Annotated in this window: 19 protein-coding genes; 14 read left to right on the plus strand and 5 right to left on the minus strand. The window is 67.8% G+C overall.

Annotated features, from left to right (window positions below; all coding sequences use genetic code 11):
* Window positions 1–34 precede the first annotated feature (34 nt).
* Complete coding sequence (locus AC07SQ_RS02155; protein ID WP_070060782.1) at window positions 35–400, plus strand: hypothetical protein; 366 nt, start codon at window positions 35–37, stop codon at window positions 398–400.
* A gap of 103 nt (window positions 401–503) precedes the next feature.
* Window positions 504–893 carry a response regulator gene (locus AC07SQ_RS02160; protein WP_062470237.1) on the plus strand — a complete coding sequence of 130 codons (390 nt, stop codon included), beginning with the start codon at window positions 504–506 and terminating at the stop codon, window positions 891–893.
* A 104-nt stretch (window positions 894–997) separates the two neighbouring features.
* Here AC07SQ_RS02160 and AC07SQ_RS02165 read toward each other — a convergent pair whose 3' ends face one another.
* From AC07SQ_RS02165 to AC07SQ_RS02180, 4 genes are all read right to left on the minus strand, one after another.
* Window positions 998–2,203: a branched-chain amino acid ABC transporter substrate-binding protein gene (locus tag AC07SQ_RS02165; protein ID WP_062470234.1), complete on the minus strand. Its 1,206-nt coding sequence runs from the start codon at window positions 2,201–2,203 to the stop codon at window positions 998–1,000.
* Window positions 2,204–2,339: 136 nt separating this feature from the next.
* Window positions 2,340–2,768, minus strand: coding sequence for a hypothetical protein (locus tag AC07SQ_RS02170; protein WP_495270892.1), 429 nt, complete (start codon window positions 2,766–2,768; stop codon window positions 2,340–2,342).
* The gene (locus AC07SQ_RS02175) at window positions 2,768–3,211 is read right to left on the minus strand and encodes a DNA polymerase III subunit chi (protein WP_062470228.1); all 444 of its coding nucleotides are present in this window, start codon (window positions 3,209–3,211) and stop codon (window positions 2,768–2,770) included. Before AC07SQ_RS02175 ends, AC07SQ_RS02170 begins: the two co-directional genes overlap by 1 nt.
* Entirely contained in the window at window positions 3,208–4,767 is a 1,560-nt protein-coding gene (locus AC07SQ_RS02180) for a leucyl aminopeptidase (protein WP_495270893.1), read from the minus strand. The genes AC07SQ_RS02175 and AC07SQ_RS02180 overlap by 4 nt, the downstream gene beginning before the upstream one ends.
* A gap of 21 nt (window positions 4,768–4,788) precedes the next feature.
* Between AC07SQ_RS02180 and lptF the strand changes: the two genes are divergently transcribed.
* The 8 genes from lptF (at window position 4,789) to AC07SQ_RS02220 (ending at window position 10,746) form a co-directional block, all read left to right on the plus strand.
* On the plus strand, window positions 4,789–5,934 hold the full coding sequence (gene lptF / locus AC07SQ_RS02185; RefSeq protein ID WP_062470224.1) for an LPS export ABC transporter permease LptF: 1,146 nt from the start codon (window positions 4,789–4,791) through the stop codon (window positions 5,932–5,934).
* Window positions 5,931–7,037, plus strand: coding sequence for an LPS export ABC transporter permease LptG (gene lptG / locus AC07SQ_RS02190; protein ID WP_159276862.1), 1,107 nt, complete (start codon window positions 5,931–5,933; stop codon window positions 7,035–7,037). The genes lptF and lptG overlap by 4 nt, the downstream gene beginning before the upstream one ends.
* Entirely contained in the window at window positions 7,034–7,405 is a 372-nt protein-coding gene (locus AC07SQ_RS02195) for a sirohydrochlorin chelatase (protein ID WP_495270894.1), read from the plus strand. Before lptG ends, AC07SQ_RS02195 begins: the two co-directional genes overlap by 4 nt.
* Before the next feature lie 63 nt (window positions 7,406–7,468).
* A complete protein-coding gene (locus AC07SQ_RS02200; RefSeq protein WP_062470216.1) occupies window positions 7,469–8,410 on the plus strand; it encodes a CysB family HTH-type transcriptional regulator in 942 nt (313 codons plus the stop codon).
* Between the two features lie 32 nt (window positions 8,411–8,442).
* Window positions 8,443–9,624 carry a pyridoxal phosphate-dependent aminotransferase gene (locus AC07SQ_RS02205; protein WP_495270895.1) on the plus strand — a complete coding sequence of 394 codons (1,182 nt, stop codon included), beginning with the start codon at window positions 8,443–8,445 and terminating at the stop codon, window positions 9,622–9,624.
* Between the two features lie 28 nt (window positions 9,625–9,652).
* A complete protein-coding gene (locus AC07SQ_RS02210; protein ID WP_495270896.1) occupies window positions 9,653–10,027 on the plus strand; it encodes a rard protein in 375 nt (124 codons plus the stop codon).
* An 11-nt stretch (window positions 10,028–10,038) separates the two neighbouring features.
* Entirely contained in the window at window positions 10,039–10,488 is a 450-nt protein-coding gene (locus AC07SQ_RS02215; RefSeq protein ID WP_495270897.1) for a DUF3592 domain-containing protein, read from the plus strand.
* Window positions 10,489–10,587: 99 nt separating this feature from the next.
* Window positions 10,588–10,746: a DUF3309 family protein gene (locus AC07SQ_RS02220; protein WP_082817953.1), complete on the plus strand. Its 159-nt coding sequence runs from the start codon at window positions 10,588–10,590 to the stop codon at window positions 10,744–10,746.
* A gap of 45 nt (window positions 10,747–10,791) precedes the next feature.
* Here the strand turns inward: AC07SQ_RS02220 and hrpA are convergent, their stop codons facing one another.
* Complete coding sequence (hrpA, locus tag AC07SQ_RS02225; RefSeq protein ID WP_495270898.1) at window positions 10,792–14,757, minus strand: ATP-dependent RNA helicase HrpA; 3,966 nt, start codon at window positions 14,755–14,757, stop codon at window positions 10,792–10,794.
* 352 nt (window positions 14,758–15,109) lie between these two features.
* Here hrpA and AC07SQ_RS02230 point away from each other — a divergent pair, with 352 nt between their 5' ends.
* From AC07SQ_RS02230 to AC07SQ_RS02245, 4 genes are all read left to right on the plus strand, one after another.
* Window positions 15,110–17,134: an AAA family ATPase gene (locus AC07SQ_RS02230; RefSeq protein ID WP_495270899.1), complete on the plus strand. Its 2,025-nt coding sequence runs from the start codon at window positions 15,110–15,112 to the stop codon at window positions 17,132–17,134.
* 43 nt (window positions 17,135–17,177) lie between these two features.
* Window positions 17,178–18,524, plus strand: a complete 1,347-nt coding sequence (argA, locus tag AC07SQ_RS02235; RefSeq protein ID WP_062470199.1) for an amino-acid N-acetyltransferase — start codon at window positions 17,178–17,180, stop codon at window positions 18,522–18,524.
* A gap of 31 nt (window positions 18,525–18,555) precedes the next feature.
* Window positions 18,556–19,203: a LysE family translocator gene (locus AC07SQ_RS02240; RefSeq protein WP_495270900.1), complete on the plus strand. Its 648-nt coding sequence runs from the start codon at window positions 18,556–18,558 to the stop codon at window positions 19,201–19,203.
* Between the two features lie 122 nt (window positions 19,204–19,325).
* Entirely contained in the window at window positions 19,326–20,321 is a 996-nt protein-coding gene (locus AC07SQ_RS02245; protein WP_369628975.1) for a DUF3829 domain-containing protein, read from the plus strand.
* Window positions 20,322–20,367 lie beyond the last annotated feature (46 nt).

Raw genomic sequence — 20,367 nt, forward strand, 5'->3', positions numbered from 1 at the left:
TCCACCCCACTTCGCCTGCCGCAAAGGAGCCTCGATGGCCGGACCTTCCCCCACCTTGACGCGCGGCACCACCTCGCTGGACAAGACCCTGAAAAAGAGCGAACAGGTGGCCGCCGATGTGCAGCGCGCCTCGGACAACCTCGCCGTCGTGAGCACCGTGCTGGAACAGGAACTGCCGGACGAGGTCCAGGTCGGCGAGGTGGCGCAGGCCATCGAGCACACCAGCCAGCTCGAGGAAAAACTCGCCCAGTCGGCCGAGAAACTGGCCGAAGTGAATGCGGCGCTGAGCGAGGAAATCGAGAAGCGCCTCGAAGTGACCGCCGAGCGCGACGAGAGCCAGGCGCTGGCCGAGCAGCTCAAGGCGCGCATCCGCACCCAGGCGACGTCGGACAAGCGCTGATCGCCGTTGTTTCCGCACGGTTTGCGTGCGTCGTTCTCCCTTCTCCTACGCGGAGACCGCTTGCGCCACGCTACGCTATTGGTTCACACATCAAAACCGCGGCATGGCCCTCATCACGTTCCTCGTCGAGGACAACAAGACCATCAGGGACAACCTGGTCCCCGCCCTCGAGGACCTCGTCAACGGCCATGTCGTCGGCTATGCCGAAACCGAATCGGGCGCCCTCGCCTGGCTCGCCGCCCACCCCGATGCCTGGCAACTGCTCATCGTCGACCTGTTCCTCAAGGAAGGCTCCGGCCTGGGCGTGCTGTCGGGCTGCCGCGAACGCGGCCCGCACCAGCGCGTCGTGGTGCTGAGCAACTACGTCACCCCCGACATCCGCACGCGCTGCCAGGCACTGGGCGCCGACGCGGTGTTCGACAAGTCGCGCGACCTGGACGCCTTCATCGAGTACTGCAACGCGGACCGCCCCTCGGGCCTGGCCGCGCTCTGAAGGCAGACCCGCGCAACGACTGCGCGCACCCCTGAATGAAAAAAGGGCCCGAGGGCCCTTTTTTCATGGAACGACCCGGTGAAGGGTCGTTGGCTGCAATGCGATCAGCGCACCACGGCGATCTGCGTGCGCACGCCACCCTTGTAGGTGAAGAGCGTCAGGGCGCCGTTCTTGATGTCGCCCTTTTCGTCGAAGGCGATCGGGCCGGTCACGCCCTTGTATTGCACCTTGCCGACTTCAGCCAGGTACTTTTCCGGGTCGGACGAGCCGGCCTTGGCCATGGCTTCGGCCAGCACGTTGACCGCGTCGTACACGTACGGTGCGTAGATCTGCACTTCGACGCCGTTCTTGGTCTTGAACTTGGCCTTGAAGTCTTCCAGCGGCTGCTTGAAGTCGCCGTCGACACCGCCGGCTTCGGCGCAGACCACCATGTCTTCACCGATGGCGTCGCCTGCCAGCTTCGGCAGTTCGCCGGTGCACAGGCCGTCGCCGCCCATGAACTTGACGTTCAGGCCGAGCTGCTTGACCTGCTTGAGCATCGGGCCGCCCACGGCGTCCATGCCGCCGAAGAACAGCACGTCGGGCTTGGCAGCCTTCAGCTTGGTCAGGATGGCGTTGAAGTCGGTCGACTTGTCGGTCGTGAACTCGTGGCCCACGATGGTCGCGCCTGCCGCCTTGGCAGCCTTCTCGAACTCTTCGGCAACGCCCTGGCCGTAGGCCGTGCGGTCGTCGATCACGGCGATGTTCTTGCCCTTGAGCGTTTCGACGGCGTACTTGCCGAGCGTGCCGCCCAGCTGCGTGTCGTCGGCCACCACGCGGAACGTGGTCTTGAAGCCCTGGCGGGTGTACTTGGGGTTGGTGGCCGACGGCGAGACCTGCGGAATGCCGGCGTCGCTGTACAGCTTGGAAGCGGGGATCGTGGTGCCCGAGTTCAGGTGACCGACGATGCCGTTGACCTTTTCATCGACCAGCTTCTGGGCGACGGCGGTGCCTTGCTTCGGATCGCCAGCGTCGTCTTCGGGAACCAGCACGAACTTGGCAACCTTGTCGCCGATCTTGAAGCCCTTTGCATTCAGGTCTTCGATGGCCATCTTGGCACCGAGCTCGTTGTCCTTGCCGAGGTGGGCAATGGGACCGCTGGTCGGGCCGACGTGGCCGATCTTGACGACCAGGGCATCAGCCGGAGGCGCAGCAGGGGCCGGAGCCGCAGCCGTGGGTGCCGGTGCCGCCGGAGCAGCAGCTTCTTCCTTCTTGCCGCAAGCCACGAGCGTGAGTGCAGCCAGTGCGACCGCAGTCCATTTCAATTGCATGAGAACCTCCAGAACTTGGATGAAAAGATATAAAAACCGGTCGTTCGATCCGGGCGTTCAGACCTCGCAAGTTTCGCGCCGCAGACCAGCGGCACCCTCACGCCATTCCGACCTGCGGCGCAGTTTAGCCGAGGATTTATGCGCCGGAAGTTGGCGTAGACCCTGTGTTTTCCCCTGTGTTTTCACAGAGTTCAGCGGCCATGGATTCGATGACGAGCGCGCGCAGCACGGCCTCGATTTCGCCGCGCAGACGCGGCACCATTTCGTCGAGCTGATGCTGAACGGCAGCTGACACGGCGTCGCTCAATCGCTCCTCCAGCGACAGGTCGACGCGCTGCAGCACGCGGTGCAGCAATTGCTCTTCGAGGCTGACGATTTCGGCCGGCGTGAGCGACACCGACGGCGGCAAGGCCACGGCGCTCGCGGGGTCCGGCGGCGGGGACTGCGACACCGGCGCACCCGTGGGTCGCACCGTCTCGGCGACCGGCACGGGCTCGGCCGGAATCTCGAGCACGGTCGTCAGCGTCGGGACGAACCGGGGTGGCGTGCGCAGCGTGCTGGCCATCAGGAAGCGCTCCTTGCGAAATCGTGCGGCTGGATCGTGTAGCCCCGGTCGGCGTAGTGGCGCCAGCGGGTGCGGCCGACCTGCCGGTCGTTGGCCTCGTCGCTCACGATGTCGATCATGCGTTCGAAGCGTTCGAAGCCGGCCGGCACTTCAAGGCCGAGGTTGACCAGCATCTCGCGGTGCGGCAGCGAGGCCGCGTCCCCACCTTCGGCGCACAGGATCACGGGTGAGCGCGCCACCACATGGGCCGGCGCATCGGCGCGGCAGTGCGCGACGAAGTCGACCGGCGACAGCTGCCAGAGCGCGGCGTCGACCGTGTCGAGCGCGCGCGCATCGCCCACCACCACCACGCGCAGGCCGCGTGTGTTCACGGCCTTGCGAACCAGCCGGCAAGCGTAGGTGAGCTTGTCGGGCGCGTTGTAGTGAAAGCCGATGTCGGTCACTGCGCGGACCGGGCCTTTCGGGCCGGCTTGGCCGGGGCCTTGGGCGACGCGGCCTTCTTCACGGGCTTGGCGGCCTTCCCGGCCTTCGGCGCGGCGGCAGCGGCGTTGCTGCTGCCCGCGCGGTTCGTCAGGTACGAGACCAGCAGGCCGACGGGCCGGCCGGTCGAGCCCTTGGCCGCCCCGCTCTTCCAGGCCGTGCCTGCGATGTCCAGGTGCGCCCAGGCGTAGTCGGCCGTGAAGCGCTGCAGGAACTTGGCCGCGGTGATCGCGCCGCCGGCACGCCCGGCGATGTTGGCCACGTCGGCGAAGTTGCTCTTGAGGCCTTCGGCGTAGTCGTCGTCCAGCGGCAGGCGCCAGCAGCGGTCTTGCGAAGCCTCGCCGGCCGATTCGAGCGCAGAGGCCAGCGACTCGTCGCTGGCGAACAGACCACTGCGCACGCCGCCCAGAGCCACCACGCAGGCGCCTGTGAGCGTCGCGATGTCGATCACGGCAGCCGGGTCGAAGCGCTTGGCGTACGTGAGCGCGTCGCACAGGATCAGCCGGCCTTCGGCGTCGGTGTTCAGGATCTCGATGGTCTGCCCGCTCATGCTGGTGACCACGTCGCCGGGCTTGACGGCCTTGCCGTCGTTCATGTTCTCGCACGAAGGAATCAGGCCGACCACGTTGATCGCCGGCTGGATCGCGCCCAGCGCGCGGAAGGTGCCGAGCACGCTGGCGGCGCCGCACATGTCGAACTTCATCTCGTCCATCTCGGCCGCGGGCTTGAGCGAGACGCCGCCGGTGTCGAAGGTGATGCCCTTGCCGACGAGCACCACGGGTGCTTCGTCTTTCGCGCCGCCCTGGTAGCGCAGCACGATGAAGCGCAGCGGTTCGGCCGAGCCCTGGGCCACGGCGGCGAACGCGCCCATACCGAGCTTGTCGACTTCCTTCTGGCCCAGCACTTCGCACTTGATGCGCGGCAGCTTCGCCAGCCCCTTGGCGGCTTCGGCCAGCAGCGTGGGCGTGGCATGGTTGGCGGGACGGTTGCCCCACTCCTTGGCCAGCTCGATGCCCGCGACCGTGGCGCGGGCGTCGTCGAAAGCCTTGCTGACGGCGGGGCTGGCGGCCTCGGACACGCCCAGCGTCAGGTGGCGGATGCTGCGCGGCTCGGCCTTCGACTTGGTCGTGGTGTAGACATAGCTGGCATCGGCCGCGGCCGTGACGGCGGCGGCCACCGCGGCGGCGTCGGCCGGCTGCGCGAAGACGATCACGACGCGCTTGGGGCCGTTGGCCTTGGCGGCGGCAACCGCCGCGCTCACGGCGCTGCGCACCGAGGCGGCCTTGCCGTCGCCGATGGCGGCCAGCAGCACGCGCGAGGGCACCACGGTCTCGGGGCGGTACAGCGCGAGCAGCTTGCCGGCCTTGTCGGGCAGGTCGCCGGCCTTGCGGGCGCTGGCGGCGAGCACGGAAACAGGGTCTTTGGCGGTGGGGAGAGCGCTGCCGACGAGCACGATGAGGAGGTCGGATTTCTCGGCGGCGGCCTGGGCGACGGTGAGGGTCTTGAGTTGAAAGTCCATAATCCTTTTTTTCCTCGAACGATGTTATTCCATTCTTCCCTACGCAAGGAGCTGTCGCGCAGCTTCGGAGCGACCCTCGTCGTCCTGGTCACCATCGTGATGACCATGATGCTCATCCGTACGCTCGGGCTGGCGTCCAAGGGCAGCGTGAACCCGCAGGAGGTCTTCCTCGTGATGGCGTACACGGTGCTCGGCTACATGCCGACCATCCTGAGCCTGAGCCTGTTCATCGCCATCGTCGGCACGCTCTCGCGCATGTACCGCGACAGCGAAATGGTGATCTGGTTCTCCAGCGGGCGCGGCCTGGCCGATTTCGTCCAGCCGCTGTTCCGCTTCGCCTGGCCCGTGCTGCTGCTCATCGCGGCCATGGCGCTGGTGGGCTGGCCCTGGGCCAACTCGCAGACCATCGGCATGCGCCAGCAGTACGAGCAGCGCAGCGACATCGAGCGCGTCACGCCGGGTGAGTTCCGCGAGTCCTCGGGCCGGCTGCGCGTGTTCTTCATCGACAAGGACACGCCCGACGGCGCCACCGCCACCAACGTGTTCATCTGGGCCGTTGAGCGCGGCCTGCAGATCACCACGTCGGCGCGCAGCGGCCGCATCGAGGACATCGACAACCACCGCTTCCTGCTGCTGAGCAACGGTCAGCGCCTGGAGCGCCCGCTGTTCACCGAATCGGGCCTGAAGATCAGCGAGTTCAAGACCTATGGCACGCGCGCCGGCGGCAGCTCGAACGCCACCGGCGACAGCACGCCCACGCGCGCGCGCTCCACGCTCTCGCTGCTGCGCGACCGCAGCGATGCCAGCCTGGGCGAGCTGGGCTGGCGCTTCGGCATGCTGCTGGCCGCCATCAACTTCGTGCTGCTGGCGCTGACGGTGTCCAGCGTCAACCCGCGCGTGGGACGCAGCGGCAACCTCGTATTTGCGCTGTTCGCCTTCGTCGTCTACTACAACCTGCTGAACCTGGGCCAGAGCTGGATCAGCTCGGGCCGCTACGGCATGGGCTCCTTCATGCTGCTGCTGCATGGCGGCGTCTTCCTCTTTGCCACGGCCTGGCTCACGCTGCGCAACAACAACTGGTCGGCCCGCCGCCAGGCCCGCGCCAGCGCCGCCACGGCCGGCGCCCTGCCGGCCGTACCGCCTTCCCGGATCGACCCGACCTCGTGAAAACCATCCGCCGACTGATCTACGTCGAGGCACTGAAGGCTGTGGCCTTCGTGACGCTCGGCTTTCTGAGCCTGTTCTTCTTCTTCGACTTCGTCGACGAGCTGCAGTCCGTGGGCAAGCCCGAAAGCCTGGCCTACGGCCCGGTGCAGGCGCTGATCTATGTGCTGCTGCTGGTGCCCAGCCACCTGTACGAACTGCTGCCGATCACGGTGCTGATCGGCTGCATCTTCGTGATGGCGCGGCTGGCGCAAAGCTCCGAATACACCATCCTGCGCACCAGCGGCCTGGGCCCGTGGCGCGCGCTGCGTACGCTGCTGCTGCTGGGGCTGGGCTTCGTGGTGCTCACCTTTGCCATCGGCGACTACATCGCGCCGCTGTCGGGACGCACCGGGCAGCTGCTCAAGTCGCGCTACCAGGGCACCTACTCGCTGGTGGGCAACACCGGCGCCTGGCTGAAGGAAAAGCGCGGCGACACGTCGTACGCGGTCAACGTGCTGTCGATTTCGCGCGACGGCTCGCTGCAGAACACGCGCATCTTCGAGTTCGACGGCAACGGCTACGTGAGCAAGCAGCTCATGGCCAAGTCGGCCCGCATCCTCGACGATAAGTGGGTGCTCTCCGAGGTCGAGCAGCAGGACTACGAAACCCGCACCGCCGACAAAGCCCGCATCACGACCACCCATGTCGAGAAGATGGACTGGCCCACCTCGCTCACCGCCGAAATGGTGTCGGTCGCGCTGCTGCGGCCCGACCGCATGAGCACCATCGACCTGTTCGACTACATCCGGCACCTGAACGCCAACGGCCAGACGGCGCAGCGCTACGAGATCGAGTTCTGGCGCAAGGTGTTCTACCCGCTGTCCTGCCTGGTGATGGTGGTGCTCGCCCTGCCCTTTGCCTACCTGCACTTCCGCCAGGCCGGCATCACGACCTACGTGTTCGGCGGCGTGATGATCGGCATCAGCTTCTTCCTGCTGAACAACGTGTTCGGCTACCTCGGCAACCTGAGCAACTGGTCGCCCTGGCTCACGGCGGCGGCCCCGGGGCTGATCTATTCGGTGCTGTCTCTCACAGCCTTCAGCTGGCTGGTCCTGAGGCGATGACCACGCAGGTGCCGGGCACGGTGCTGCTCGCGCACGGCTCGCGCGACGCGCGCTGGCGCGAGCCCATCGAAGCGGTCGCCGCCCGCATGCGCGAAGACGACCCCACGGTGCGCGTCAGCTGCGCCTACATGGAACTGGCCGCCCCCGACCTGCCCACGGCCGCCGCTGCGCTGATCGCCGACGGCGCCACCGCGGTGCATGTGGTGCCGCTGTTCCTGGGCATGGGCAAGCACGCCCGCGAAGACCTGCCGCTGCAGTTGGACGCCCTGCGCCAGCGCTGGCCCGACGTGGACTTCTCGCTGGCCCCGATCGTGGGTGAATCACCCGAACTGGTCGCTTTGCTGGCCCGGATTGCCATCAAATCCTGAAGTCCCAGTCATTTTTATAGACTTCAAAGGCATAATGAATTCCGCAATCAGACGGAATTTGATATGAATCTGCACCAGTTCAAGTTTGTTCAGGAAGCCGTGCGGCGCAACCTGAACCTCACCGAGGCGGCCAAGGCGCTCCACACCTCGCAGCCCGGCGTCTCCAAGGCGATCATCGAACTCGAGGAAGAGCTCGGCGTCGAGATCTTCGCCCGCCACGGCAAGCGCCTGAAGCGCATCACCGAACCCGGCCAGCACGTCATCGCCAGCATCGAGCTCATCATGCGCGAGGTGGGCAACCTCAAGCGCATCGGCGAACAGTTCAGCGCGCAGGACAGCGGCACCCTCTCCATCGCCACCACCCACACCCAGGCGCGCTATGTGCTGCCGGTGCCCGTGGCCAACCTGCGCGAGGCCTACCCGAAGGTCAACGTGAGCCTGCACCAGGGCTCGCCCGACCAGGTGGCGCGCATGGTGATCGACGAGATCGCCGAGATCGGCATCGCCACCGAATCGCTCGACGGCTATGCCGAGCTGGTCACGCTGCCCTGCTACGAATGGCAGCACGTGCTGGTGCTGCCCAAGGACCACCCGCTGGCGGCCAAGGAACGCGTGTCGCTCGAAGACCTCGCGAGCGAGCCGATCATCACGTACCACCCGTCGTTCACCGGCCGCACGCGCATCGACCACGCCTTCGCGCAGAAGAAGCTCACGCCGCGCATCGCGCTCGAAGCCATCGACTCCGACGTGATCAAGACCTACGTGCGCCTGGGCCTGGGCGTGGGCATCGTGGCCGAAATGGCGGTGCGCGACGAGTCGAACGCCGACCTCGTGGTGCGACCGATGGGCCATGTGTTCGGCCAGAACATCGCGCGCGTTGCCTTCAAGCGCAGCGCCTACCTGCGCAACTTCGTCTTCAAGTTCGCCGAGCTGCTCTCCGACCGCCTCGACCGCAACCTGATCGCGAAGGCCCTGAGCGGCCATCAACAAGACTACGAACTCTGATCCTCCAGCCTTTCTCCCCGCGACGACCGACCATGAGCACCGCCACCCCTTCGTCTTCTCCCCGCACGCCCGAGATCGCCACCAAGCTGCCGGCTGTCGGCACCACCATCTTCACCGTGATGTCCACGCTCGCGGCCGAGAAGAACGCCGTGAACCTCGGCCAGGGCTTCCCCGATTTCCACTGCGATCCGAAGCTGCTCGAAGACGTGACCGCCGCCATGGCGGCCGGCCACAACCAGTACCCGCCGATGCCGGGCATTCCGTCGCTGCGCGATGCCATCGCCGCCAAGATCGAGGCGCTCTACGGCCGCAGCTACAGCGCCGCGACCGAGATCACGGTCACGGCCGGCGCCACGCAGGCGATCATCACCGCCATCCTGGCCCTCGTGCGCCCCGGCGACGAAGTGATCGTGCTGGAGCCCTGCTACGACAGCTACGTGCCCAACATCGACCTGGCCGGTGGCAAGGTCGTGCGCGTGCCACTCGTGCCCGGCACCTTCCGCCCCGACTTCGACAAGATCGCCGCCGCGCTCACGCCGAAGACGCGCGCGATCATCATCAACACGCCGCACAACCCGAGCGCCACGGTCTGGACCGAGGCCGAGATGCGCCAGCTCGAAGACCTGCTCGCGCCCACCGACGTGTTCGTGATCAGCGACGAGGTCTACGAGCACATGGTGTTCGACGACGCACGCCATGAAAGCGTGGCCCGCTTCCCCGGCCTGGCGGCGCGCAGCTTCATCGTCAGCAGCTTCGGCAAGACCTACCACGTCACCGGCTGGAAGGTCGGCTTCGTGGCCGCGCCCGCGCCGCTGATGGCCGAGTTCCGCAAGGTGCACCAGTTCAACGTGTTCACGGTGAACACGCCGATGCAGCACGCGCTGGCGCAGTACATGGCGCGGCCCGAGCCCTACCTGGAACTGCCGGCCTTCTACCAGCGCAAGCGCGACCTGTTCGCGGCCGGCCTGGCCGAGAAGACCCGCTTCAAGCTGCTGCGCAGCGAAGGCAGCTACTTCCAGTGCGTGGACATCTCGGCCGTGAGCGATCTGTCGGAGGCCGACTTCTGCCTCTGGCTCACGCGCGAGATCGGCGTGGCGGCGATCCCGCTGTCGGCGTTCTACGGCGACGGCTTCGACCAGCGCGTGGTGCGCTTCTGCTTCGCCAAGAAGGACGAGACGCTGCTCGCCGCGCTCGACCGCCTCGCGAAGCTCTGACGCCGGCGGCCACGCTCCGGGTGCCGCGATGACGATGAACCGGCCGCGCTGGATCCTGCTGGCCCTGGCCCTCTCGTTCCTCGTGGTGGGCATCGCCGACGCGTTCCTGCCGCCGCTGCGCGGCAAGGACTACACCGCGCTGGACGTGGTGCATGTGTTCCTCATCTCGGCGCTGTGCTACACGTGGTGCCGGGCCGACGGCCTCGCGCGCGGCGTGCCCGCGCCCGGTCGCTCGGCGCTGCTCGCGGGGGTGTTTCCACTGCTGGGCATCCCGGTCTATTTCTTCCGCACGCGCCCCTGGCGACGGGCCCTGCTGGCCACGCTGGGGGCTGCGGGCTTCCTGGTGTCGAGCCTCGTGCTGGCCGCCGTGGGCACCTTGTCGGCCGAGTGGATGCGCAACTGAAGCCCACCTCAATGAACCCCACCCGCCTCATCACGCGCATCTTCACGCTCGTCGGCGCGCTCATGCTCCTCGGCGGCTGGCTGCTCTACCAGAACACCACGAAGTTCGTCGCATCGGCCGGCAAGGCGCAGGGCGAGGTGATCGCGTTGCAGTCCGCGGGAACTTCGAGCCGCAGCAATTCGCCGACGTGGCGCCCGCTGGTGCGCTTCACGCTGCCCTCGGGCGCGATCGTCGAGTTCTCGCCCTCGAGCAGCAGCAACCCGCCTGCCTACGACAAGGGCGAAGTCGTCGGCGTGTTCTTCAACCCCGCGAACCCGCAGGACGCCCGGCTCGACGGCTTCTTCGACCTGTGGGGCGGCGCCGCCATCGTCGGCGGGCTGGGTGCCATCTTCCTGGCGGTGGGCGTGGCCATGCACTTCCTGCTGGCAGGCGCACCGGTAAAGCGCCGACGCCCGCGGTAGGACAGCCCTGACCGCGTCAGGGGCGGCTCTCCGGCGCTCGCGGCGCCCCGGGACGACGAGCATGGAGGCTCGTGACAACAACGTCCCAGGAGAAAAAACATGTCCCTCTCGTTCATTCTGCTGATCGTCCTGATCCTGCTGCTGATCGGCGCGCTGCCGAGCTGGGGTTACAGCCGGTCCTGGGGCTACGGGCCCAGCGGCGGCCTCGGGCTCGTGGTGCTGGTCCTGGTGATCCTCGTGCTCATGGGCCGCATATAGCGCCCGCGCCATCATGAAAAAAGCCCGCGTCGCCGCGGGCTTTTTTTACGCCTGAAGCTGCGCCCAGGCCTTGTCGAGCCGCTTCACGCTCACCGGTTGCGGCGTGCGCAGCTCCTGCGCGAAGAAGCTCACGCGCAGCTCCTCGAGCAACCAGCGGAATTCGAGCATGCGGTCGTCCACCACGCCCTTGCGCTCGGCCACGAGGCGCCAGTAGCGCTGCTCTTGCGGCTTCAGCTCGGCCAGCTTGGCCGTGTCGCGCGCGGGGTCGGCACGCAGCTTGTCCAGGCGCAGCACGATGGCCTTGAGGTAGCGCGCGAAGTGCTGCAGCTGCGTCCACGGCGCGTCGGCGATGAAGCGCTTGCCCACGAGCTTCTGCAGCTGCTGCGCTGCGTCCTGCACCGCCTCGGGCTGGACCTTCGTGTCCTTGATCTTGCGCGCCGCCGCTGCGTACTCCACGAGGATGACGCCCGCGAGCCGCGCCACCTCGTTGGCGATCAGCGTGAGCCGCCCGCGCCCTTCCTCGAGCCGCTTCTTGAAGGCGAACTCGTCGGTCGGCAGCGGCTCCTGCAGGAAGGCGCGGTCGATCGCCACGTCGATGATCTGCGTGCGCAGTTCTTCCGACGTGCCCAGCGGCATGTAGGCGACCGACATCTTCTGCAGGTCGGGGATGTTCTTCTCGAGGTACTTCAGCGCGTCCTTCAGCTGCAGCGCGAACAGGCGGCGCAGGCCAGCGCGGTGCTTGGCAGCCGCCACGGCGGGCTCGTCGAACACCTCGATGGTCACGGCATCGCCTTCGTCGCGCAGCGCCGGGAAGCCGATGAGCGACTGCGAACCGCGCCGCACTTCCATCAGCTCGGGCAGCTCGCCGAAGGTCCAGCTCGTGTAGCGCTGGCCGGCGGGCAGCGTGGGTGCCGCCTTCTCGGGCGCGGCGTTCTTCGCCGGCGCCTGGGCCCCGTTCGCAGGCGCGGCCTTGGGGGCCGGCGACGCCTTCACGTTGAGCCCTGCGAGCGCCTGGAACGCACCGCGCGCCTGCGCGCCCAGCTCCGCCTTCAGCGCGCCGAGGTTGCGGCCCATGCCCAGCTGGCGGCCGTGCTCGTCGACGATGCGCAGGTTCATGAACAGGTGCGGCGCGAGCATGTCGAGCTTGAAGTCGGCGCGCTTCACGTCGATGCTGGTCAGGTCGCGCACACGCTTGAGCAGCACGTCGGTGAGCGAGCCGGTGCCGAAGAGTTCGGGCGCCGACAGCTCCTCCGCCAGCTTCGAGGCCGACTCGGGCAGCGGCACCAGCCGCGAGCGCGGGCGCTGCGGCAGGCTCTTGAGCAGCGCCTGGATCTTGTCCTTGAGCATGCCGGTCACCAGCCACTCGCAGCGCTCTTCGTTCACCTGGTTGAGCACGAACAGCGGCACGCTGACCGTGAGGCCGTCTTTCGCGTCGCCCGGCTCGTGCAGGTAGCTCGCGGCGCAATCGACGCCGCCCAGGCGCAGCGTGGGCGGGAACGACTGCGTCGTGATGCCGGCGGCCTGGTGGCGCATGAGCTCGTCGCGCGTGAGGTACAGCAGGCGCGGCTGGTCCTTCGAGGCGTGGCGGTACCAGTTCTCGAAGGTGATGCCGCTGGCCACGTCCGCCGGCAGCTGCGCGTCGTAGAAGGCGAAGATCAGTTCGTCGTCGACCAGCACGTCCTGCCGGCGCGCCTTGTGCTCCAGGCCTTCGACCTCGCGCACCAGCTTGCGGTTGGCCGTGAGGAACGGAAACTTGCTTTCCCACTGACCGCCGACCAGCGCTTCGCGGATGAAGATCTCGCGCGCCGACACCGGATCGACCTTGGTGAAATCGACGCGCCGCCCGCTGTAGACCACGAGGCCGTACAGCGTCGCGCGCTCCAGCGCCGAGACCTGCGCACCCTTCTTCTCCCAGTGCGGATCGAGCAGCTGTTTCTTCAGCAGATGCTCCGCCACCTGCTCGAGCCACTGCGGCTCGATGTTGGCGATGCCGCGCCCGAACAGGCGCGTGGTCTCGACCAGTTCGGCCGCGACGATCCAGCGCCCGGGCTTCTTCTTCAGGTGCGCGCCGGGGTGCTTGTAGAACTTGATGCCGCGCGCGCCGAGGTACGCCTCGTCGTCTTCGAGCTTCCAGCCCACGTTGCCCAGCAGGCCCGCGAGCATCGACAGGTGCAGCGGCTCATAGCCGGCCGGCGTGGCGTTGATGCGCCACTTGTGCTCGGTGACCACCGTGAGCAGCTGCGAATGGATGTCGCGCCATTCGCGCACGCGGCGGATGTTGATGAAGTTCTGGCGCAGCAGCTGCTCGTACTGGCGGTTGCTGAGCTTGTGCGTGTCGCCGTGGCCGCCGCGCGCGTCGGCGATCCACTTCCACAACCGCAGGTAGCCGCTGAACTCGCTCTTTTCGTCGTCGAATTTCGAGTGCGCCTGGTCGGCCTGCTGCTGCGCGTCCATCGGGCGGTCGCGCACGTCCTGCACGCTGAGCGCCGAGGCGATGACGAGCACTTCTTCGAGCGCACCGCGCGTGCGGGCTTCGAGAATCATGCGGCCCACGCGCGGATCGAGCGGCAGCTTGGCCAGCTCGGCGCCGGTGGCCGTGAGTTCATTGGCATCGTCGACCGCGCCCAACTCGTTCAGCAGCTGGTAGCCGTCGGCAATCGCGCGCGGCGACGGCGCTTCGAGGAACGGGAAGCGCGCCACGTCGCCCAGCCGCAGCGACTTCATGCGCAGGATCACGCCTGCGAGCGACGAACGCAAGATTTCCGGATCGGTGAAGCGCGGGCGGCCCGCAAAGTCCTTCTCGTCGTACAGGCGGATGCAGATGCCGTTCGCCACGCGCCCGCATCGGCCCGCGCGCTGGTTGGCCGCGGCTTGGCTGATCGGCTCGACCAGCAGCTGCTCGACCTTGCTGCGGAAGCTGTAGCGTTTGACGCGCGCCGTGCCGGTGTCGATCACGTAGCGGATGCCCGGCACGGTGAGCGAGGTCTCGGCCACGTTGGTGGCCAGCACGATGCGCCGGCCGTGGTGGCTTTCGAAGATGCGGTCCTGCTCGGGGCCCGACAACCGGGCGAACAGCGGCAGCACCTCGGCGTTGCGGAACAGCGGCTGGTGGCTGACGTGGCGGCGCAGGTGATCGGCCGCCTCGCGGATCTCGCGTTCGCCGGGCAGGAAGATCAGGATGTCGCCCGCGTTGTGCGGGTCGCGCCAGAGTTCGTCGACCGCGTCGGCAATGGCGTCGTTCAGGTCGTGCTCGCGCGACTCCTCGAACGGCCGGTAGCGCTGCTCGACGGGGAAGGTGCGGCCCGACACCATGATCGTCGGCGCCGGGCCTTTGGCCGAAGCGAAGTGCTGCGCGAAGCGGTCGGCATCGATGGTGGCCGAGGTGACGATGATCTTCAGATCGGGCCGGCGCGGAAGGATCTCGCGCAGGTAGCCCAGCAGGAAGTCGATGTTCAGCGAGCGCTCGTGGGCCTCGTCGATGATGAGCGTGTCGTAGGCCTTGAGCAGCGGATCGGTCTGCGTCTCGGCCAGCAGGATGCCGTCGGTCATCAGCTTGACCGAGGCGTCGCGGCTCAGGCGGTCCTGAAAACGCACCTTGAAGCCGACCACGTCGCCCAGCGGCGTCTTCAGCTCTTCGGCGATGCGCTTGGCGACCGAGCTGGCGGCAATGCGGCGCGGCTGCGTGTGGCCGATGAGGCGGCCCTTGCCGGGCTCCGCGTTGAGCTTGCCGCGCCCGAGCGCCAGCGCGATCTTCGGCAGCTGCGTGGTCTTGCCCGAGCCCGTTTCGCCGCAGACGATCACGACTTGGTGCGCCGCAATGGCGGCCATGATCTCCTCGCGCCGGCCGGAGACCGGGAGCGATTCGGGAAACTCGATGCGCAGGGGGGCGGGAGGTGTGAGGGTCGTCAAGGCAAGGCAGTCGTCGGTCGTTGCGCGCGGCGGCAGGCGGGCAAACCGCCAATTATCGCGGGGCCCCGGCGCTGTTGCATGGCATCCACAGCGAGGCCGCATGCAGCAGGTGGCGCAGAAAATTTCGTAAAGACTCTTTACTCTACCGCATGCTGCCGCTACGATCGCGGCCATGACCTCCTTCCTTGCCCCCCTTTCGATGCGCATCCGCTGCGCAAGCCGCGTCCTTGCACGCGGCGGGGTCAAGGCGACCCGCCCGGCCTGACGAAGCCCGCGCGCCGGCTTCAGCTTCCTTCGCGGAACTGAACGCCCACCGCTCGCGCTTCACTTCGGTCGAAGCGCGCCAGCCTGACCCGCACAGCGCCTGCACCACCGCCCTCCTCGCATCTCGCGTGGAGCAGCGGCCGCATTCCTGTTTCCGTGTCCCAAATCATTCGAAGAAAAAAAGAACCTCATGTCGCATCCAGACATTTCCCGCGACCTGCACACCACGCTGGCCGAGCGCACGCGCCACCTGCAGGCCATTGCCCATTCGCTGAAGGCCGAGCTGTTCGGCATCGACGAGATCATCGATCGCGTGATCGATTCGCTGCGCGCCTGGTACGTGCTGCCGCAGCTCATCAGCCGCCCGGTCGTCATCTGCCTGTGGGGCCTGACCGGCACCGGCAAGACGCAGCTCGTGCGGCGCCTGGCGCAGCACCTGGGCTTCTACGACCGCTTCATCGAAGTGCAGATGGACGGCTTCAGCCACGGCTCGGGCCACCGCACCGCCGGCTCGATCTCGGCCATGCTGGCCGAGTCGGGCATCGCCGAGGGCGCGCCCGGCATCCTCGTGCTCGACGAGTTCCAGCGCTTTCGCACCGTGGACGCCAGCGGCAAGGAAGCGCGCGTGGAGCGCTACCAGGACGTGTGGGCGCTGCTGTCCGACGGCCGCCTGCCTCCGTCGCTGTCGGTGCTCAGCGAGATCGAGTCGTCGCTGGCCTGGGCCGAGTACGACCAGGACCGTCGCACCGACGACGACGACGAAGAAGACGAAGAGGACGACGGCGCAAAGGCTGGCAAGACCAAGCGCAAGCGCCGCCTGCAGCTCTCGCCCTGGGAAGCCCAGGAGTTCAAGCGCTGCCTGAAGCTGCGCGAGTCGCTGCTCGAAATCATGACCTGGAAGCCCGACGAGATCCAGGCGCGGCTGCGCGCCTTCCGCGCCTCGCAGGACAACTGGGAAACCGACTACTCCAAGCTGCTGGTCTTCGTCTCGGGCAACCTCGACGAGATGTACGCCGAGACCGCCAAGCGGGTGGAAGACTGCGACACCGACGCTGACATTTTCCACGCGCTGACCAAGAAGCTCTCGCTCATCGACGTGAAGAAGGCGCTGGCCGAACGCTTCAAGCCCGAGCAGGTCGCGCGGCTGGGCAACAACCACGTGATCTACCCCTCGTTCAGCCGCGCCACCTACGTGCGCCTGATCCTGTCGATCTGCGACCGCTACGTGAGCGAGATCCAGGAAAGCTCGGGCGTGCGCTTCGTGCTCGACGCGAGCGTGTACGAGCAGATCTACGCCAACGCCGTGTTCCCGGCGCAGGGCACGCGGCCGCTGTTCTCGTCGATCCACGCGATCCTGAGCGCGACGCTGGTCAATGCCGCGCTGTGGGCGCTCGAACAGGGCGCGCACGGCAGCGAGCCCGTGTGGCTGATGCTCGACCCCGGCGAGGTCACGCCCGGCGGCCCGCGCCTGGTCGCGCGCTTCCGACTGGCGCGGCGCGAGTTCCCGGTGGCGCTGGAGCTGAACCGGCTCAAGCAGCGCGCCAACGCCGACTTCCGCGCGCTGCTCGCGGTGCACGAGGCCGGCCATGGCCTGGTGTACGCCCTGCTCTTCGGCCGCGCGCCGCAGGAGATCCGCATCAACGTGGCCTCGTTCGAGGGTGGCTACAACAGCTACGTGAAGCGCAAGGCTTGGTCCAAGCGCAACCTGCTGGACAGCGTCTGCGTGAGCCTGGCCGGCCGCGCGGCCGAGCGGCTGGTGTTCGGCGAATCGGGCTGCACCACCGGCGCCGAGCGCGACCTGATGCAGGCGACCGCGACGGCGGCGCGCCACGTGCGCCACCTGGGCTTCGGCACCCGCTGGAGCCGCACCGACGTGACGACCGATTCGAACGACAACCTGAACACCGACGTGGCCGCCACCAACCGCGAGATCGAGGCCATCCTGGCGCGCGAACACACCCGCGCGCTGGGCCTGCTCGAAGCGCACGCCACCGCCTTCATGGCGGTGGTCGATGCGCTGATGGCGCACGGTTCGATCGCGCCGGACGAGCTCGCCGGACTGCTCGGCCTGCCGCTGGCACCGGCCGCGCCGGCGGGTGCGGCCGAGGCGGCGGTGGAGCCGCTGGACGCCTACGCCGACCAGCTCGAGGCCTTCAAGGCCCGCGGCACGCCCGCCGCGGCCGGGGCCGGCCGGCTGCTGCGCGCCCTGGCATGACGCGCTGCACCAAAACCTTGCCAAGAATGCACAATCACGCCCCATGTCCACCGTCTTCAATTTCACCTTCGTGCCCTGGTTCCGCTCGGTCGCGCCCTACATCCACACGCACCGCGGCAAGACCTTCGTGGTCGCGCTCGCGGGTGAGGCCATCGCGGCGGGCAAGCTGCAGAACATCGCGCAGGACCTGGCCCTGATCCAGAGCATGGGCGTCAAGATCGTGCTGGTGCACGGCTTCCGCCCGCAGGTCAACGAGCAGCTGGCGGCCAAGGGCCACGAGGCGAAGTACTCGCACGGCATCCGCATCACCGACGCCGTGGCGCTCGACTCGGCCCAGGAGGCCGCGGGCCAGCTGCGCTACGAGATCGAGGCCGCCTTCAGCCAGGGCCTGCCCAACACGCCCATGGCCGGCTCAACGGTGCGCGTGATCTCGGGCAACTTCATCACCGCGCGCCCCGTGGGCGTGGTCGACGGGGTGGACTTCAAGCATTCGGGCCTGGTGCGCAAGGTGGACGCGGCCGGCATCCGCCGCACGCTCGACTTCGGCGCGATGGTGCTGATGTCGCCCTTCGGCTTCTCGCCGACCGGCGAAGCCTTCAACCTGACGATGGAAGAAGTGGCGACCAGCGTGGCCATCTCGATCCAGGCCGACAAGCTGATCTTCCTGACCGAAGTGCCGGGCATCCGCGTGGACAGCGAACTGCCCGAGAGCGAAGACAACCCGATCGATACCGAGCTGCCGCTGGCCGCCGCCGAGAAGCTGCTGGCCTCGCTGCCGCCCGCGCAGAAGCCGACCGACACCGCCTTCTACCTGCAGCACTGCGTGAAGGCCTGCAAGGGCGGCGTGGAGCGCAACCACATCCTGCCGTTCGCGCTCGACGGCTCGCTGCTGCTCGAGATCTACGTGCACGACGGTGTCGGCACCATGGTCATCGACGAGAAGCTCGAGAGCCTGCGCGAAGCCACGGTGGACGACATCGGCGGCATCCTGCAGCTCATCGAACCCTTCGAGCGCGACGGCACGCTGGTCAAGCGCGACCGCACCGAGATCGAACGCGACGTGGGCCACTACACGGTCATCGAGCACGACGGCGTGATCTTCGGCTGCGCGGCGCTGTACCCGTACCCCGAGGCGAAGACCGCCGAGATGGCGGCGCTCACGGTGTCGCCGCAGTCGCAGTCGCAGGGCGACGGCGAACGCATCCTCAAGCGCATCGAGCACCGCGCCAAGGCCATGGGCCTGGAGAGCATCTTCGTGCTCACCACGGTCACGATGCACTGGTTCCTCAAGCGCGGCTTCCAGCAGGTCAACCCCGACTGGCTGCCCGAGGCGCGCAAGCGCAAGTACAACTGGGATCGCAAGAGCCAGGTGCTGGTCAAGAAGATCTGAAGAAGAAACCCACCCGAAGAAAGACGCCCCGATGACGCTCGCCACCGCCCTGCTGTTCGCCATCGTGGCCTTCGCCGCCATCGCCACGCCCGGCCCCACCGTGCTGCTGGCCCTGAGCAACGGCTCGCGCCACGGCGTGCGCCGGGCGCTGCCGGGCATGCTCGGCGCGGTGCTGTCCGACTTCGTGCTGGTCGGCGCCGTGGCGCTCGGCCTGGGCGCGCTGCTGGCGGCCTCGGAGTTCTGGTTCTCGATGCTGAAGTGGGTCGGCGCGGTCTACCTGGCCTGGCTCGGACTGCGCATGCTGCGCTCCCAGGGCGGCTTCCAGCTGCCGAGCGCGGACGCCGCGGCCGCCGTCACGGCGGTCGAAAGCCGGCGCATCTTCTTCAAGTCGTTCCTGGTGGCGGTGACCAACCCCAAGGGCTACATCTTCTGTTCGGCGCTGCTGCCGCAGTTCATCGACCCGGCCGCCGCGCAGGCGCCGCAGTACCTGATCATTGCGCTGATCTTCGCGGGGCTGGACATGGCGGTGATGCTGGCCTACGCCTTCGTCGGCGCCCGCGCGATCCGGCTGCTCACGGTGTCGGCCACGCGCTGGATCGACCGCGCCTGCGGCGGCATGCTGCTGGCGCTGGCAGGCTCGCTCGCTTTCTACCGGCGCAGCGCGGCCACCGCCGTCTGACCCATCCCGCCCCCTCGACCGCTGTCCTCAGGCAGCGGCGCTCCTCCCCACGATGTTTTTCCGGCAAGCCGCCGTTCCGCGGCCTGCCCGTGCTGTTTTTTTTCAACGGAGGAAATGAAAGAATGAAGAACTACCAGGCCCTGCTGGGTGCCACCCTCGTCGCCGTGTCGGCGCTCGTCGCGGGCTGCGGCGACAAGACGGACAAGACGGCCCCGCCCGCTTCCGCCGAAGCAAAGCCCGCCGCCCCGGCCGGCAACGACCAGCAGCAGCTCGTCGAGAAGTACAACCTCTACGTCGACGTCTCGAACAACCTGCGCACCTCGTTCCAGGAAGCCCGCGAAAGCTACGTGACCGGCCAGGTGCCGCTGTTGCAGGCCAAGGCGCCGCTCACCAGCCTGCGCATCCAGAACGACATCCTGGTCGACCGCTCGGCGAAGAAGCTCGATGCCGCCGCCGCCATCGCCGCGCCGCTGCCCGAGATCGACGAATCGGCCAAGGCCTTCTCGGCCGCGCTCAAGGTGCTGTCGCCGCTGAGCCGCGAGCTGAACGACTACGCCAATTCCAAGGGCTACCTCGCCGACAACGGCGACAAGGCACGCCAGATGAGCGCCGACTACCTGGCCGCGCTCACCACCGTCGCGCAGGCCGAAGCGGCCTTCGACAAGGGCCTGAGCGCCCGCGACCGGGCGCTCACCAGGGAAGCCTTCGAGAAGGCGCCCAAGGACACCGCCGCCTACTACCGCGCCGGCCTGATCTACCACGGCAAGCTCAACCACGCCGACGCCATGGCGCTGTTCGCCGCGCCCAACGACCCGCAGGCGCTGGCCGCCTTCGAGGCCTCGCTGGCGCTGGTGGCCGACTCGGCCGCAGGCTGGAGCAAGAAAACCAGCGAGCAGTCGACCCAGAACGGCAAGAGCTGCAGCGGCGGCATGCTGCAGATCAACGAGTTCATCGGCCAGTCGCGCTCGGTGATCAAGGACACCAAGGACGGCGTGTTCAAGCGCAAGGAAACCGGTGCGATGGCCCGCATGGGCCGCTCGGCCATCGTCGACGCGGCCAACCGCTACAACCAGAACTTCGCCAACATGATCGGCCAGTTCAACCGCCCGCTTTGCTGAGCGGGCCAAGGGGCGCGGGGCGTGCGGGCCGCCCGGCCCGTCGCCG

This window comes from Variovorax sp. GW821-FHT06D12 (assembly GCF_059419205.1).